Raw genomic sequence first — 15432 nt, forward strand, 5'->3', positions numbered from 1 at the left:
CTGTTCGAAGACACAGCTAAATCTGGGGAGAGAGCAATGAAAACTACCAATATTCTTTTGGCGACAATGACGCTTGTCTGTGCTGCAATACCAAATCTGGCTATTGCTGATACCTCGGCCAAGAAAATCGCCTTGTCAAACAATTATGCCGGCAATTCGTGGCGACAGGCCATGTTGACGAGTTGGACAAAAATTGCCGGTGAAGCAGCCAAGAGCGGTATTGTTGCTGCAGCTGATCCATTCACTACGGCGGAAAATCAGGCAACAGAACAAGCTGCGCAGATCCAGAACATGATCTTGCAGGGCTACGATGCAATCGTCATCAATGCAGCATCGCCCACGGCCCTGAACGGTGCAGTAAAGGAAGCATGTGATGCTGGCATCACGGTGGTTTCCTTCGATGGTATCGTGACGGAGCCCTGCGCCTGGCGCATTGCAGTTGACTTCAAAGAGATGGGCCGCAAGCAGGTCGAGTATCTTTCCAAAAAAATACCCGCTGGCGGCAACCTCCTGGAAATTCGCGGTCTTGCCGGGGTTTCGGTAGATGACGAAATCTCCGCCGGCATTCATGACGGCGTCAAGCAATTCCCGCAGTTCAAAATCGCGGGGTCTGTACATGGAGACTGGGCACAGGATGTAGCCCAGCGTGCTGTCGCCGGCATTCTTCCAAGCTTGCCTGAGATCGTCGGCGTTGTCACCCAAGGTGGGGATGGTTACGGTGCAGCCCAAGCATTCGAGGCTGCAAAACGCCCCACGCCGGTGATTGTCATGGGCAATCGCCATGACGAACTTGTCTGGTGGAAAAAACAGAAGGATGCCAGCAAGTATGAAACCATGTCGGTGTCGATTGCCCCTGGCGTGTCGACGCTGGCATTCTGGGTTGCGCAGCAGATCCTCGATGGCAAAGAAGTAAACAAGGAATTGACCGTTCCGTTCCTTCAGATAGATCAAGATGATCTGGAGGCCAGTTTGAAGAATACCGAGGAGGGTGGAGTAGCCAACGTGGAGTATTCGCTTGAGGACGCGCAGAAGGTAATTGCGTCAACCAAATAGATTTCGTCGTTCGATAAAAATCGCTCTGCCTGAACGCAAGATCAGGCAGAGCGATTGCAGCTTTGAGGATTACCGCATGACGAATGCCAGACCGCAGGATGCCGTGATAGAGGTGACAGATGCCAGGATCAGCTTTGGTGCGGTCAAGGCGCTTGACGGTGTATCGCTTGCCATTCAGCCCGGTGAATGTGTCGGTCTTATCGGCCACAACGGTGCGGGCAAATCCACGATCGTCAATGTGATCAATGGCGGCCTTACACCGCATGAAGGAGATATTGCACTCGGCGGTCAGTCCATTGAAAAGTACAATGTCAAGGTGGCACGCGATCATGGAGTACGTTGTGTCTTTCAGGAATTGTCATTGTGTCCCAATCTGACAGTTGCAGAAAATACCCGTATCATGCATCGGAGCCTTGCAGGTTGGGGTTGGCGGAAAAGAGCCAGTGCCGTTGTTCGTGCAAAGCTTGACGAAATTTTCCCCGGCCATCACATCCCAGCTGGGGCGCTTGTTGGCGATCTCACTATCGCAGAAAGGCAGATGGTGGAAATCGCCACCGCTTTTTCCCAGGTGATGCAAAAGGTCCGGCTTGTTATTCTGGATGAGCCGACATCGTCGCTTGATGCGGGGCTCGCCGCACAATTGCTGAAATATGTGCGTGCATTTGTCAAAACCGGTGGTGCTGTCATTTTCATATCGCATATTCTGGGAGAGGTACTTTCGACCTGTGACCGGATTGTTGTCATGAAGGACGGTAAGGTGGTTGCAGCCAGGCCATCCGCGGAGTTCACCGAACATAGCCTTGTTGAATCCATGGGCAGCGTGGTCAAAGGACCTTCCGCAAGAGCAGTTCGAGATATCAGTACCGGTGACCCCGTTCTTTCTGCCAGCCGCCGGAGACAGGGATTGCCGTTCCGGGCGTATCGGGGGGAAATCATCGGACTGGCAGGCCTTGGCGGCCATGGCCAGACGGAAACACTGATGGACATTTATCTCAGGCATAGCGGTAGCTGGTTGCGTGAACGGGCACCCAGGGTCGCTTTTGTCGCTGGTGACCGCCGCCTGAATGGTGTGTTTCCCCTATGGAGCATCATCGAGAACATGTCGATCGGTCACCTGCCGGACCTTTCAACACGGGGCTTTATCCGACAGCAGGACGAGGCGAAGCTTGTCGACACCTGGAAATCAAAGATCGAAGTACGGACGAAAAATGTGGAAAACGGTATTCTTTCGCTCTCGGGAGGCAATCAGCAAAAGGTGCTTTTCGCCCGCGCGCTCGCGACGCGCGCCGATGCGGTCTTGATGGACGATCCGACGCGTGGTGTTGATATTGGGACGAAGCAGGAAATCTATTCAATCCTGCGCTCAGAAGCGGACAGGGGACGTACCTTCGTCTGGTATTCAACGGAGATGGATGAAATCTGTCTGTGCGACCGTGTTTACGTGTTCAACAGTGGTGTCATTGTTGCAGAGCTGACCGGGCACGAAGTAACGGAAAAGAATATTCTTGCAGCATCATTCATGGGTGCCGCCGCATGATAAACTGGTTCACACGTGATACCGTGCGCCTGCTGATCCCGGCGCTCTCGCTTACCACTCTCTTGTTGGTAATCTTTTATCTGCAACCACGCGCCATGAGTTACAATGGACTGCACCTGCTGTTCAATCTTGCCGTGCCGATCGCTCTGGCCACGATCGCCCAGATGCTTATCATGACAGTCAACGATCTTGATCTTTCCATGGGCACTTTTGTCAGTTTTGTGGCATGCGTTGTGGCTACATTTCTCAATACCAATCCCTTGCTCGGTGTCGCCATCCTTGCTGCCGCGATCATCGTTTACGCTGCTCTTGGTGTTCTCATTTATGTACGAAACCTGCCTTCCATTGTTGTTACGCTTGGCATGAGTTTTGTCTGGGGCGGCTTGGCGGTTCTGATCCTGCCAGCCCCCGGAGGCCAGTCCCCTGTATGGTTGCGGACATTGATGATCTCGAAGCCGCCTCTGATGCCGTTGGCAATTATTGCCAGCATTCTTATCGCTGTCTGCGCCCATTTCCTTATTATGCGCTCCTCCCTCGGTGTGGTTTTGCGCGGGGTGGGCGGCAATCTTCGTTCCGTTGAAAGAGCAGGGTGGTCGATCGTGCGTGCGCGCGCCACAATCTATGCACTGGCAGCGTTTTTTGCCATTCTTGCCGGCCTTGCGCTGGTAGGCCTTGCAACCTCGGCTGATGCCAATATTGCCCTGCGGTATACGTTGCTTTCAATCGCCGGCGTTATTCTGGGCGGTGGTGAGTTTGTGGGGGGCAGAGTTTCGCCGATCGGCGCAGTCATTGGCGCGCTGACACTGACATTGGCCGGTTCGTTCCTGTCTTTCCTGAGGATATCACCGGACTGGCAGATTGGCGCACAAGGCACGATCCTGATTATTGTTCTTGCTCTTCGGTTGTTGCTCAACCGGCTGGAAAAGCGGGGTAAATCCGCATGACACCGATCAAGCTCGCACTACGCAAGCCATGGATTTGGTCTTTCGTCGCGGCTGCAATCGTCTGGTTTGTCACGGTCATATTCACCGGTGGCGCGAGCGCGCTTGGCCTCACGCAGGCCGCATTGACCTTCGCGGCATTTACGATCATCGTCGGCATTGGCCAGATGTTTGTCATCACGCTCGGACCGGGTAATATCGATCTTAGTGTGCCAGCGACACTGACGCTGGCCGGTACGGTTGCATTGAAAATCATGGGCGGCGCCGATTCAATGGTAGTACCGGGTTTGCTGGTGGCTATCGCAATCGGCGTTGCCGTTGGTGTGTGTAACTATGGCCTGATCAAGCTGCTGCGTATTCCACCAATCATTGCTACCCTGTCGATGAGTTTTATCGTGCAGTCGACGGCAATCTGGACCAATCGCGGACTTCGGATCAAGCCGCCGGAGGTTCTTGCTGATTTTGCCATATCGACCACACTGGGTATTCCCAACGTTGCCTGGATTGCACTCATTCTTTCCATCATTGCATATTGGCTTTTGCACAAGATGATTTACGGTCGGTGGGTTTCTGCAATTGGACAAAATATACTGGCGGCCCGCATGACTGGGATTCCGGTCGATGGGGTGCGTATTGCTACCTATGTTCTGTGTGCGGTGCTGGCCTCCGTATGCGGCTTCCTGCTGGCAAATTTCTCAGGCGGTGCCGCGCTCAATATGGGCTCGGAGTATCTGCTGATGTCTATCGCTGTTGTCGTCATCGGCGGAACAGCAGTTGCGGGCGGCAACTCCAACGTGCCTGGCATATGGGGTGCTTCTCTTTTCATGTTCCTCGTTGTGTCAATGCTCAATACCTATGGGTTTGATGCCGGCATTCGCCTGATTATGACGGGCATTATTATCATCGGCGTTATCGTCCTTGCCGGTGGACACGACTCTGAACAACGTTAAAACTGGTGCACATGAAATGATCAATACAGCGCTTTATGAAGTCCACGATCAACGCTTTGCCGCCCTTATAGTACGAAGCGCGGCGCTTGAGGAACTTTATTCATCTTGTCGCTGGGCTGAAGGACCGGTCTGGTTCAATGATAGCAACAGCCTTTTGTGGAGCGACATCCCGAACCAACGAATGTTGCGATGGGTACCTGACGGGGGCGTCTCTGTGTTCCGGTCTCCCTCCAGTTTCACCAATGGCAATACACGGGACCGGCAAGGCCGCCTCGTATCGTGCGAACACGGTACGCGCCGCGTGACACGCACGGAAGTGGATGGGACCATCACCGTTTTGGCCGATCGCCACCTTGGCAAACGCCTCAATTCTCCTAATGACGTCGTTGTCCACTCGAATGGTTCGGTTTGGTTCAGCGATCCGACCTACGGAATACTCTCGGATTACGAGGGTTACAAATCTGAACCCGAACAGCCATCGCGCAATGTTTATCGACTTGATCCTGTGAGCGGTGGCCTGTCTGCGGTGGTGACCGATTTTCTCCAGCCTAACGGTCTGGTTTTTTCGCCCGATGAAAGCCTGCTCTATGTAGCCGACTCCGGCGCAAGCCATGCGGATACTGCTCCAAGGCATATCCGCGTCTTTGATGTTGTAGATGGGAAAACCCTGAGCAACGGCCGTGTCTTTGCGCAGATCGATAACGGAATTCCCGATGGTATACGAGTTGATATGGAGGGCAATCTCTGGTCGAGCGCTGCCGATGGTGTTCACTGCTTTGGCAGCGACGGGGCGCTGCTTGGCAAAATAAAAGTTCCACAAACAGTTTCAAACCTCACCTTTGGTGGAACCCGGCGTAACCGCTTGTTTATCACAGCAACGCAATCGCTGTACGCGATCTATGTAACAGCGACGGGCGCGCAACAGCCTTAAGCGGTCCAAAAACGAAATCCTGTTGTTAGTCGGCTCGCGTGGCAAGGCGGTGGACGATGATGTTCCGTATGCGGAGCTGAGGCTGTAGGCCCATTGTTCCGCCGGACGGGTAGTCCAGCGGAACAGGCCCAAGAACCAACGTCGAGGGCTCAGGGCAGTTGCTCCGGGCGCGTATGATGGCGGGCGCCCTGGTTCATGAGGATTTCAGTACCGCGCCTCCAGCGTGAATGCCCTACAGTGAGCATTTTCTCCAAAAGGAGTTCGACTTGCGTCCTGTTCGAAAACTGCAAACGCCCTCACGCCAGGCCATATCATTTGTGTAATCCGCCGGATAAGCTGGCCTCACGCGGTGTGAAACGCCTTACTCTCATCGGCGAGACTGGCTGGAAAAGGACTCTGCTTGGTTTTCGTTGCCCCCAGCTTCCGTTACGTGCTCTTTGTCAGCTTTTAAAGAAGATATTCGCTTGCGGCAAAAGCTCCGCCCTCGAGATGATAGACCATCGGTTCTTCCGAAAAATATTCCTGTATGCCTCTCATGAACATCCGATGGTCTTCACTTGTTTCAAAGCCCGGTGTGTGATCCTCGAGTGAGCGCCATTGCACGATCAGGTGAAATAGTTCGGGCCTTTCGATCCCTTGCGCCAGAAGGTGACCGAGGTAACCTTGTGCGCGGCTGAGTAGCGGAACGACTTCTTCGAATGCTTGTCTGAACTTTTCAGTATGCTCCCCATAAACGGGCAGCTGAGCGATCTCATAAATCATGGTTGCACCTTCAAAGTGAATTGTAGTGTTTATGATTTGCGCGCGTAGTGTCAGCCGACGGCTCAACAGCAATCGCGATTTTTCCCCGGACACCGTTGTTCGGGGCCTCAAGCAGCGCATGGGCGAGAGAGAGATCAGCGAGCGCATAGACAGCGCCAACGTGCGGCCGTAGCTGACCGCGCTCTACCAATGTGCTCAGTTCATCAAGCTTGCCTTGGTTTTGCCTTGTGAACACGAAGTGAAAACTAGCGTTCTTGCCCCATGCTTCGATGAGGTTCTGTGGCTGTGCGATGTCTACGATCGTGACGACGCGGCCAAGTTGCGCGAGCACGTTTGGGCTGCGGGACAAGGTGTCACCACCGAGGGTGTCAAATACGACGTCGACCCCGCGGCCATCCGTTTCCCGCATAATGGCATCGACATAGTCTTCTTTCCTGTAATCAATGACGACATCTGCCCCGACACTCCGTGCGAATTCGAAGTTATCTTCGCGTACCGTCGTGTAGACCTTCGCGCCGATGGCTTTCGCGACCTGGATCGCGACATGACCGACCCCTCCCGCGCCGCCATGGATCAGGATGCTTTCTCCTACTCGCAAAGCGGCACGCGAGACCAGCGCCTCCCACGCTGTGCCACCGACCAGGCTGAGGCTTGCCGCCTCGAGATGGCTGAGCGAGGCGGGTTTCTTTCCGATGATATTTTCGTTTGCGACGTGGTACTCGGCATAACTTCCAGGACCGTCGAAGATTTGCGGGGTGTACCAGACTTCGTCTCCTGGGGAGAACGTCGTCACGCCTGGACCGACTGCTTCGACAACCCCGGATACGTCATGACCGGTAATGGCGGGCAATGGTACCAGGTCGCGATAGTCACCGCGCCGAACCTGGTAATCCAACGGGTTGATCGACGTGGCATGTACGCGCACCAGGACTTGTCCCGCATGCGGAACAGGCTTGGATACTTCGGTAAGCTCGAACGATTCCGGGCCGCCAAATGATTTGAGTGTCATCGCTTTCATTGCAGATCCTCGTTTCGGTTAAAAGGAATATAGAGAATTCTCGATATAGTTCGGTAAAAAATCAGAGTTCTTTCCCGATGATCTCGGCAAGAACACGGATGGTCGCCTCGTTCCGCTTGTAGTAGGTCCATTGACCGATGCGTTTGACTTCTACCAAACCAGCCCGTTGCAGCGTTGCAAGATAATCGGACACCGTTGACTGCGACAGTCCGACCCCTTCCTGAATACTACTGACGCAGACCCCCACTGTATGAACGTCACCTTCATCCTGCGGAGGGAAGTTCTTCACTGGATCTTTCAAACCCTGCACGATTTCAAGACGTGTACGGTTTGAGAGGGCTTTGAATATTTCGAGCAATTCCATATGCTAATCATATCGATATTTCCCGATATGTCAATGCAATAAACAACGGCCATGTCTGCGGCTTTGGGAACGGGATATCGGGTGGCAGCGCAGCGAGGGGCCGGTGTAGCTGTAGTCCTCTATGACTCGCGTCCGGCTGCCATCGGCCGGAAGGCAACGAAAGGTTCATCAACCTTCGCAGCGGTCGCGTTCTAATGCCTCAACCGCTTCACGAAGACGGCGTCACGCCAACCGATTTTCGCAGGAGAGGCACGGCGAAGTCTATGAATGCGCGTAAGGCACCACCTTCGAATAGTCGCGATTGGAAGACCAGATGCACGGGGATCGGATCGGGCTCGTATTCAGATAGAAGGGCAACATCACTATCCAGTCAGCAGGACTTAGTCATAGTCAGCCCCAAACGCCGCGACAGCCGCTTAATTCAATCCTGAATGTCGATCCGACCTGTTGTTTGAAATCGAAAGATACAATTCGAACCGTGCGCTGTGTGGGCTTTTATAGTCCGGCTGGGCATGAGGAATGGTATGGTAGAGTTAGGTGCCGGTGCTTGCTTTTAACTCCTGGCCTTGCCCGGGCTAATGGCGTTCTGTGATTTGTGATGGACCGGGATACACCCGGTCCATTCTCCTGACAGAAGATTTCACAAGGTTTGAGCCTTTGTGTCCCTTTGGTGCAGTATGTGGTGTAAACTCATCTCGCTACGGTAGTCAGCAATTGTGCTCTTAGTTTGAAAGCGCGATTCGATATATCGTCCCATCACCCCATGCAGCGGTGAGCAAAGATGCACCGTCAGGTGCCAATACCAGTCCAACGGGGCTTCTCAGTCCATCGGCAACAGCGCGTGACTTCCCATCCGGCAAAATTTCCCGAACGGTGGTTCCTCCATAGTCGACCACAAAGACGCGTCCGCTCGCTGTCATAGCGACACCGGGGCCAGGTGTGCTGAAAGCCTCGTCCGTCCGGATGCGAGAACCATCCGGGCGGACGATCGTGACGTCGCCGTCAATGTTGGAAACAACATAACCGCCGTCCGGTGTTTGGACGACCCCGACCGGCGTTCGCAGACCGTCGATCACAGGTTCCAGTCGATTATTGCCAACCACAGCGAGAATCTGATTGGTGCGACGATTGGCAATCAGAAGCCGTCCTGACCTGTCGAAGCTGATCCCGGCGGGTGTCGCAAGGCCAGTTACATGTACGCTGCGTTCTCCTGTCGGTGTAAAGCGATAGACCTCATCACGGGAATAGGACGCAACGTACATCGTGCCGTCAGAGCCTATCGCCAGCCCGGTAGGGCCGGAAATCCCATCCGCAAAGGTCGTGCGATTTCCGTCGGGGTCGATCCGGGAAATGCGTCCCGCTCCCCATTCCGCGACAAACAGGTTGCCCGTAGCATCATAAGCCATGCCGACGGGCGAACTGAATCCATCCCAAAGCTTCACAGGCACAGCCTGGTTCGCATAGGCGGTGACTGTTGCTGCCGGCAAAGGCAACGCAGCAATAGCGAGAGTGAGGCAGCTGCCGGCGAAACAAGCGCGAATAAAATTCTTCATGCCGCATTCTCCTGCGCTGTAGGGAAGCGCCGAGAGAATACTTCCTTGGCTGCAAACAACCCGTTGAGTGCTGCCGGGAAGCCGGCATAGACCGCCATCTGCATGATAATCTCGGTGATTTCTTCGCGGCTGAGTCCAACATTCAAACCAGCTTCGATGTGAACTTTCAGTTGCGGAGTGGCGTTGCCCATCGCCGTCAATGCGCCAATCGTTGCGATTTCGCGGGCACGCAGGTCAAGGCCGGGGCGGCTATAGATGTCTCCGAAGGGAAATTCGAAAAGATAGCGTGCAAAATCGGGAGCTATATCCGCCAGGGCGGCGATGACATTTCCCCCGGCTTCACCGTCGATTTCAGCGAGCACGCGTTGTCCGCGTTCCAGTCGGCTTTCGCCGGCGTTCTGGGAGTGCTGTATCATGTTCCTTCTTCCTCTGTTCCTTACCGGCATATCCGGCAATCTTTGTGTCGAGGACGAGAAGGCAGGCTTGCAGGTCAGTCACATGGGCACGGACGCGCTCACGATGCTGTTTTAATAGCTCACAACGCGCTGTCTCCGTGCCGACGCCCCGTTCCCGTAAGGCTGAATAGTGCAGCATCTCCCGGATGGGCATCCCGGTTGTTTTCAAGCGACCAAGAAACTGAATCCAGATGAGGACCGTTGCGTCGTAGTCACGTTGCTTCGATCGGTCCCTATCCGCGTAAGGGAGTAGCCCAATCCGCTCATAGTAACGGATGGTATGAGCCGACAACCCCGAACGCTTTGCTAGTTCGCCAATCTTCATCAGTACCTTCTCCACGACGCATACGAGGCTAATGGTTAGAGTATACTCTAAGTCAAGGGCCTAAAAGAAGGTGCTCAATATAGGATTTCGGAGGCGCAACGCGGGGTAAACCGGTAGTGACAGGTTTGTGCCTTCGGACACACCGTCGTTGGGTTCAATAAATTCCGAATTCTCTTTCTAAGGGCTGGATGCACGCCATGAGCGCAGTGTATGTCCAATCCTATAATAAAATCTGCCAACGGCAATACCCTGTTTAATCACTTCTTGCTGCTGGATGTTGGCAAGGCGGTGGAAGTGCTTGCTCAGAGAATCGTGCTCCAATTCATGCCGTTTCAAGCTAAATAGAATTGCGTTCTTTCCCTGTAAATCTGCTGGTTGAAACCAGTAATTGTACATCAGGCTGTTTTTACCCAGGACACCGCTACCAACCGAGCTATTAACCGGGTCTTTGGACCGGCGATTATAAAAGGCGATTTGACTGGCAAGAAAGTACCTGTCCATTCCAATCAACAACACCGGCTCGCCTGTCACCTGTTCAACCGAGTTTTGGATCAGTCCGACAGTATCTCCGAATTCTTCCCACGCGATGGGCAAAGTACGAATAGTGCCGATATTTTGGGTCATCGGCAATCCAAGAGCGAGGTAATGCAGGCCGAGTCCATAAATAAGAAACGTAGAAGCCACGGTAGGAACCCACAGTCGTCGGAGCACGGCGGCAAATCTGGATTCGTCGCTTGTCGTCTTGACGATTGCGGCAGAGATTGCCGGTATAACGGCGAGCCAGACGGGTCCCGTCCAGTTTAGCTTGACGCTGTGAAAGACGCTGAACGCGATGAAGACTGAAAGCGGAACGAGCGTGTATATTGCAATGAAGAACGACCTGCGAATGGCCATAGAGTTATAATTTTTTATCCGGAAGTTAAGCTGGCTCAGTGCAGTAAATGCCGCAATCGACCCAAGCGGAGTGAGCAAGATGACAATGCTGCCTATCAAGGCGGGAAATGAGAAATTGAACGGGCTTCCTAACCGTCGCGTGCTTTGGAAAGTGAAAGAAACCCATTCATGCGTCGCATTCCATATGATCACGGGTGAAAACAGTAGAACAGCAAGTGCTGCTGCGATGTAGGGCTCCGGTCGTCGCAGCCACTGTCGAGATGCAACATCCAAGATCAGGAAAAGGAGTGTAGCTGGTGCGAGCAGAATGATCGTATACTTGGAAAGCATTCCAAGACCGACACAAACACCTATGCCAAGCCACGCCCAGCGTTTATCACCCAATAATGCTCGCTCCAGAAAATAAAGGGTTCCAGCCCAGGCGGCTGTAAGAGGAGCATCCGGCATCATCAGGATGCCGGTGGAAAAGAAAAATGGTAGCGTTGCTATCAGAAGTAAGCTGACCAGTGCTGCAGATTTTCCAAACAGACTGCGGGACAACAGAAAGACAAAGATAGCCGCTGCGACCCAAACAACATAAGCCCCAATGCGTACACCAAATTCAGTGTTGCCAAACAGGCTTGTTCCCGCCCAAATCAACCACGCAACCATAGGGGGATGATCGAGGTACCCGATGTCGAGATGCTGTGCGTAGTTCCAGTAATAGGCTTCTTCCGGTATGAGATCCACAGTACCGAGGAAGACTAGCCGAAGCGCAAGGGTGTATCCCAGAATGCCAATGGCAGCCACGCGCCACGATATATCAAATGTCAAACGTGACTTCGGGGAAGGAAAAACAAAGAAGGCGTTGCCAAAGTAGTTTATAGTTACAGCAGCTCCGATAGCCAGCATAAGCGCCGCCAATGGTGGCCATCCAAAGAGCTGAACGGCACAGGCGATGATGCCGCCCCGTAGTGAGAACGCAAGCAAGCACACGGTCATGAACCGGGCAAAGCGTGTCCAATCCCGCTGCTGGGCACCGGTCGTGCTGCTAGAAAAAGCCCATCGGGAGTTGAGCCCATAGTTGATGATTGCAGCAAAGACGAAGCTGATCGCATGGGACTGGCCCAGGCTGAAGCCAGCGGCAATCAGAAGCTGGAACAACAGAATATCTGCAGTAAAACCCAACAGCCCCACGCCTGCAAAACGTCCAGCGGTGCCGAGCGAGATGTTGCCACCTCCCAAGACCAGCAGACGGCGAATATAGCTTGTCAAATGTCCAAGGCCGATCTTGGATTGCCCTGAAGCTCGGTCGTGGAAAATGATGGGTATCTCGCGAACCCGGAAGTTCCGCCCGCCGGCGGCTATGACTTCCAATCCGATCTTGAACCCTGCAGCGTCAGGGTCTACGGCCAAAAGATATTCCTTGCGAACCGCAAAAAATCCGGACATTGGATCATGCAGTTCGGTAATCGGCCACGCCAACGCGCCACCAAGACGCGATAAGAGACGACGCGATACAGGCCAACCCGGCGTAGCTCCACCAGATACATAACGACTGCCGAGCACCATATCACTCGTCCCCGATATAATGGGCTCGATCATATTGGCGATTTGGTCTGGCGGATGACTTAGATCGGCATCCATGACGACAATGATGCTGCCACTGGCACAGCGCGACGCTTCCAGCACGTCACCAGCCAATCCCCGCATCCCATTTCCACAGATAAGCCTGACAGGAATTTCGGCTTGCCAAGACCGAACGCGCTCCAATGTCCCGTCGGTTGAGCCACCATCGGCGACGAGAATTTCCAATATTGTATCCGCAGCAGGCTGAGACGTGATTGAAGACAAAAGCAAGTCTATATTGTCAACTTCATTGAGTGTCGGAATGATAATAGAGACGGGTTGAATATATTTCATGATACTTTGAGACCTCAGTAAGCAAGCGTGCTTCTTTGGCCTTCGACTGTACTAAGGAGGCGATTTGAAGCTCGGCGATGGGAAATGATTGGACGCGATGCGTTAGTTTGATTTGAACATTTCCGCAGGATCAGCTGCAGTTTGAGATCGCGTCGAACGCCGTGTGAAGCGCCGGCTTCTGCGGCGAACTGGTCGTTTGTAACTTGTCATTGATACTCACCATCTTTGGGCGCCACATTGTGGCCTCTCAATGAGTATCCAGCTGAAAACAGGCTTCTTTCACGAGATTTTATTTAGATATGTTTCAGAATGTATGGATTTGTTTACACCTAATGTAACATTCTGCACTTGAAGAATATATCCGCAAGCGAATAATAATAAAACTATAACCTTCAGCAAAAGTCTGTTTTATACGTAGATAATACTTAATGTCACAGTACATATAGTTGAAGGTAGGTGCAGGAGTTCATTTGATGGCATGTTCAAATTTGTTTCTAACACATGGCTGGCGACGGTTTGGTCAAAGCTATGAACAGTTTGTTTCTGACACAGTCTTGTACGTCGCGAGCAGTCCACGTTGCGTCGAATCGAAAACACGTTTCTTTTCCGGCTTTCCCGGGTCGCATGGCAGGCTGATGCGAGCTATCAGCCCGGATATACTCTTGTTCTTCAGAAAAATAGAACCGCCATGCCCTCTAACGATATCCTGAACGATAGAAAGACCCAAGCCAAACCCACTGGTGGCACGAGCGGGGCTAACCTTGAAGAACGGTTCGAACACCGCTGTTTGAAGCTCCACTGGCAGTCCAGGTCCATCATCTGAAACCTCGATTGCCAAAGCGCCGTCTCCTGAAGCGACAAGTGACACAACAACGTGTGTGCCAAATTTGGTACCATTGTCTACCAGATTAGTAATGGCACGGCTAAGGGCGCGAGGCTTGCAGGAATAGGCCAGACGGTCTGGACCCGTGTAGCTTACATTAAATCCCATATCTGCAAAGTCAGAGCAGACCGTGCCCAGAAGACTTGGCAAATCTGATCGCAAAAGAGCCTCTGAAGCCACCTCCTTGCTCAAATAGGTGAGGGTTTCTTCCATCATCCCATTGATGGTGGCGATATCATTCAGCATCGCTTCGCGCAAAACGTCCTCTTTTGAACGCTCAACGCGAAGCCGCAGGCGCGTCAGCGGCGTTCTGAGATCATGACCGATGGCACGCAACATTCGGGTTCGATCGTTCATCATGCTACGCAACCGGCTGCGCATGTCATTTAGAGCACGGGCCAGTGCAACGACTTCTTGTGCACCACGCTCCTCGAAAGGTCTGTCAGGACCCTCATCTGCGCTTAATACCAAAGCTGCCGCGGAAAAACGCGACAAGGGAGCAACGATCACGCACCCGGCATAAAAAGCCAGAAGGATCACCGGAACCACAATTGCCAAACCTTTCAAAACAGAATTGAATCGCGTCTCAGGCAACCAGAATTCTTTGGGTTCTGGCCTGATTGAGAACGCCAATGATTCTGTGGGATTTATTTTGATCAGCAGAACATTATCGACATTTGAAGATCGCAGAGCCACTTGAAACTTTCCTGTAAGCGCATCCCGGATGCGCGCGCCAAGATCATTCGATTGATCGGCGTTTGACGCGGCTTCATCGAACTGCGCATTGCCAACCTTTTCAACCGGGATGTCGCTATTGGCCGTCACTTGTAAAATTGTTTTGCCGTTCTCTGGAGTTTTTGCTGCCAGAAACTGATTTACCACTGTTTCAATCTGGATAGCTGTCGAGCGGTGATATGGAATTGAATCATCAAACACCAAGGGTTCTGTAACAACGCCCATCGCACAAGCAATTAGAATAGGCGCAATTGCGAGCGCAATAATCTGTCCGCGAATAGTGTCGAGATTGGATGATTGCAACATCACACGCGCTCCACTTTAGGTGTGAAGAGATAGCCCGCAAGTCGAACCGTTTTGATGAGGGTAGGCTCGCGGACATCGGGCTCAATTTTTTGTCTTACCCTGCTGACATGAACGTCAATACTGCGCTCGACGGGGCCTGCAGCCCCGGCATGCGTCAAGCCCAGCAGTTGTTCGCGCGTAAGCACTTTGCCAGGATTACGGCAGAACGCGAGGAGTACGTCAAATTCGGCTGTCGTCATTGAGATGTGGACCCCATTGGGATCGCGTACTCGCCGCAATATGGGATCAATCCGCCATCCTTCAAATTGCAATGGGTCCTGAATTTGCGGACTGGCAGAAGTGTATGAAGAGCGCCGGAGCAGGCTTTTAATTCGTGCCAGAAGCTCACGCGAATTGAAAGGTTTGGTGATATAGTCATCGGCCCCCAATTCGAGGCCAACGATACGATCAATATCATCACCAAGGGCTGTCAGCATGATGATGGGAGTTGTCGCCTGTGCACGCAGCCTGCGACAAATGCTAAAGCCGTCTTCACCGGGCAGCATCACATCCAGTAAAATAAGATCGAATGATTGCTCGCGAAGCAAGGCTTCCATTTCTGCTGCCGAACCTGTGGCGACGGCGTTAAAGCTGTTGTCCATTAAGGTCTCTATGACCATCTTGGCGATCTCGGGGTCATCCTCCACGAGAAGCACGCTTGCAGACTGATCGAAGACTTTAACGCGCATGTGAGTATTCATTCTCCAGTCCCTCAAACCGTGTTCGGGTGTGAGGGTAAATAATGTCCCATGAATGGCGTTACCTTGTCATCTGGAGCCACATT

14 protein-coding genes and 1 pseudogene are annotated in these 15432 nt (G+C 52.9%); 5 read left to right on the plus strand and 10 right to left on the minus strand.

Annotated elements, in window-relative coordinates:
- Positions 1-36: 36 nt before the first annotated feature.
- The 5 genes from ACYJL1_RS24575 (at position 37) to ACYJL1_RS24595 (ending at position 5412) form a co-directional block, all read left to right on the plus strand.
- Positions 37-1053, plus strand: a complete 1017-nt coding sequence (locus ACYJL1_RS24575; protein WP_460899709.1) for a substrate-binding domain-containing protein — start codon at positions 37-39, stop codon at positions 1051-1053.
- A 76-nt stretch (positions 1054-1129) separates the two neighbouring features.
- The gene (locus ACYJL1_RS24580) at positions 1130-2590 is read left to right on the plus strand and encodes a sugar ABC transporter ATP-binding protein (RefSeq protein WP_460899710.1); all 1461 of its coding nucleotides are present in this window, start codon (positions 1130-1132) and stop codon (positions 2588-2590) included.
- On the plus strand, positions 2587-3534 hold the full coding sequence (locus ACYJL1_RS24585; RefSeq protein ID WP_460899711.1) for an ABC transporter permease: 948 nt from the start codon (positions 2587-2589) through the stop codon (positions 3532-3534). Before ACYJL1_RS24580 ends, ACYJL1_RS24585 begins: the two co-directional genes overlap by 4 nt.
- Entirely contained in the window at positions 3531-4481 is a 951-nt protein-coding gene (locus ACYJL1_RS24590; RefSeq protein ID WP_460899712.1) for an ABC transporter permease, read from the plus strand. The genes ACYJL1_RS24585 and ACYJL1_RS24590 overlap by 4 nt, the downstream gene beginning before the upstream one ends.
- Positions 4482-4497: 16 nt before the next feature.
- A complete protein-coding gene (locus tag ACYJL1_RS24595; RefSeq protein ID WP_460899713.1) occupies positions 4498-5412 on the plus strand; it encodes an SMP-30/gluconolactonase/LRE family protein in 915 nt (304 codons plus the stop codon).
- Positions 5413-5859: 447 nt separating this feature from the next.
- Here ACYJL1_RS24595 and ACYJL1_RS24600 read toward each other — a convergent pair whose 3' ends face one another.
- The 10 genes and pseudogenes from ACYJL1_RS24600 to ACYJL1_RS24645 form a co-directional block, all read right to left on the minus strand.
- The gene (locus ACYJL1_RS24600) at positions 5860-6174 is read right to left on the minus strand and encodes an antibiotic biosynthesis monooxygenase family protein (RefSeq protein ID WP_460899714.1); all 315 of its coding nucleotides are present in this window, start codon (positions 6172-6174) and stop codon (positions 5860-5862) included.
- A gap of 10 nt (positions 6175-6184) precedes the next feature.
- Positions 6185-7192, minus strand: coding sequence for a zinc-dependent alcohol dehydrogenase family protein (locus tag ACYJL1_RS24605; protein ID WP_460899715.1), 1008 nt, complete (start codon positions 7190-7192; stop codon positions 6185-6187).
- A 61-nt stretch (positions 7193-7253) separates the two neighbouring features.
- Positions 7254-7556 (minus strand): ArsR/SmtB family transcription factor, encoded by a 303-nt coding sequence (locus tag ACYJL1_RS24610; protein ID WP_460899716.1) that lies wholly within the window; start codon positions 7554-7556, stop codon positions 7254-7256.
- A gap of 722 nt (positions 7557-8278) precedes the next feature.
- Entirely contained in the window at positions 8279-9109 is an 831-nt protein-coding gene (locus ACYJL1_RS24615; protein ID WP_460899717.1) for an NHL repeat-containing protein, read from the minus strand.
- Positions 9106-9525 carry a carboxymuconolactone decarboxylase family protein gene (locus ACYJL1_RS24620; protein ID WP_460899718.1) on the minus strand — a complete coding sequence of 140 codons (420 nt, stop codon included), beginning with the start codon at positions 9523-9525 and terminating at the stop codon, positions 9106-9108. The genes ACYJL1_RS24615 and ACYJL1_RS24620 overlap by 4 nt, the downstream gene beginning before the upstream one ends.
- The gene (locus tag ACYJL1_RS24625; RefSeq protein WP_460899719.1) at positions 9461-9889 is read right to left on the minus strand and encodes a MerR family transcriptional regulator; all 429 of its coding nucleotides are present in this window, start codon (positions 9887-9889) and stop codon (positions 9461-9463) included. Before ACYJL1_RS24625 ends, ACYJL1_RS24620 begins: the two co-directional genes overlap by 65 nt.
- A gap of 177 nt (positions 9890-10066) precedes the next feature.
- Entirely contained in the window at positions 10067-12037 is a 1971-nt protein-coding gene (locus tag ACYJL1_RS24630; RefSeq protein WP_460899997.1) for a glycosyltransferase family 39 protein, read from the minus strand.
- 153 nt (positions 12038-12190) lie between these two features.
- Positions 12191-12685, minus strand: a pseudogene (locus ACYJL1_RS24635) (glycosyltransferase); the annotation flags it as partial.
- Positions 12686-13211: 526 nt separating this feature from the next.
- Complete coding sequence (locus ACYJL1_RS24640) at positions 13212-14609, minus strand: ATP-binding protein (protein ID WP_460899720.1); 1398 nt, start codon at positions 14607-14609, stop codon at positions 13212-13214.
- The gene (locus ACYJL1_RS24645) at positions 14609-15349 is read right to left on the minus strand and encodes a response regulator (protein WP_460899721.1); all 741 of its coding nucleotides are present in this window, start codon (positions 15347-15349) and stop codon (positions 14609-14611) included. Before ACYJL1_RS24645 ends, ACYJL1_RS24640 begins: the two co-directional genes overlap by 1 nt.
- Positions 15350-15432: the final 83 nt, after the last annotated feature.

The organism is Phyllobacterium sp. K27 (assembly GCF_054796155.1).

Coding starts and splice junctions, on each gene's coding strand:
- ACYJL1_RS24615 (WP_460899717.1), bottom strand. CDS start 9,109: ATGAAGAATTTTATTCGCGCTTGTTTCGCCGGCAGCTGCCTCACTCTC.
- ACYJL1_RS24640 (WP_460899720.1), bottom strand. CDS start 14,609: ATGTTGCAATCATCCAATCTCGACACTATTCGCGGACAGATTATTGCG.
- ACYJL1_RS24620 (WP_460899718.1), bottom strand. CDS start 9,525: ATGATACAGCACTCCCAGAACGCCGGCGAAAGCCGACTGGAACGCGGA.
- ACYJL1_RS24590 (WP_460899712.1), top strand. CDS start 3,531: ATGACACCGATCAAGCTCGCACTACGCAAGCCATGGATTTGGTCTTTC.
- ACYJL1_RS24575 (WP_460899709.1), top strand. CDS start 37: ATGAAAACTACCAATATTCTTTTGGCGACAATGACGCTTGTCTGTGCT.
- ACYJL1_RS24600 (WP_460899714.1), bottom strand. CDS start 6,174: ATGATTTATGAGATCGCTCAGCTGCCCGTTTATGGGGAGCATACTGAA.
- ACYJL1_RS24585 (WP_460899711.1), top strand. CDS start 2,587: ATGATAAACTGGTTCACACGTGATACCGTGCGCCTGCTGATCCCGGCG.
- ACYJL1_RS24605 (WP_460899715.1), bottom strand. CDS start 7,192: ATGAAAGCGATGACACTCAAATCATTTGGCGGCCCGGAATCGTTCGAG.
- ACYJL1_RS24610 (WP_460899716.1), bottom strand. CDS start 7,556: ATGGAATTGCTCGAAATATTCAAAGCCCTCTCAAACCGTACACGTCTT.
- ACYJL1_RS24580 (WP_460899710.1), top strand. CDS start 1,130: ATGACGAATGCCAGACCGCAGGATGCCGTGATAGAGGTGACAGATGCC.
- ACYJL1_RS24595 (WP_460899713.1), top strand. CDS start 4,498: ATGATCAATACAGCGCTTTATGAAGTCCACGATCAACGCTTTGCCGCC.
- ACYJL1_RS24645 (WP_460899721.1), bottom strand. CDS start 15,349: ATGAATACTCACATGCGCGTTAAAGTCTTCGATCAGTCTGCAAGCGTG.
- ACYJL1_RS24625 (WP_460899719.1), bottom strand. CDS start 9,889: ATGAAGATTGGCGAACTAGCAAAGCGTTCGGGGTTGTCGGCTCATACC.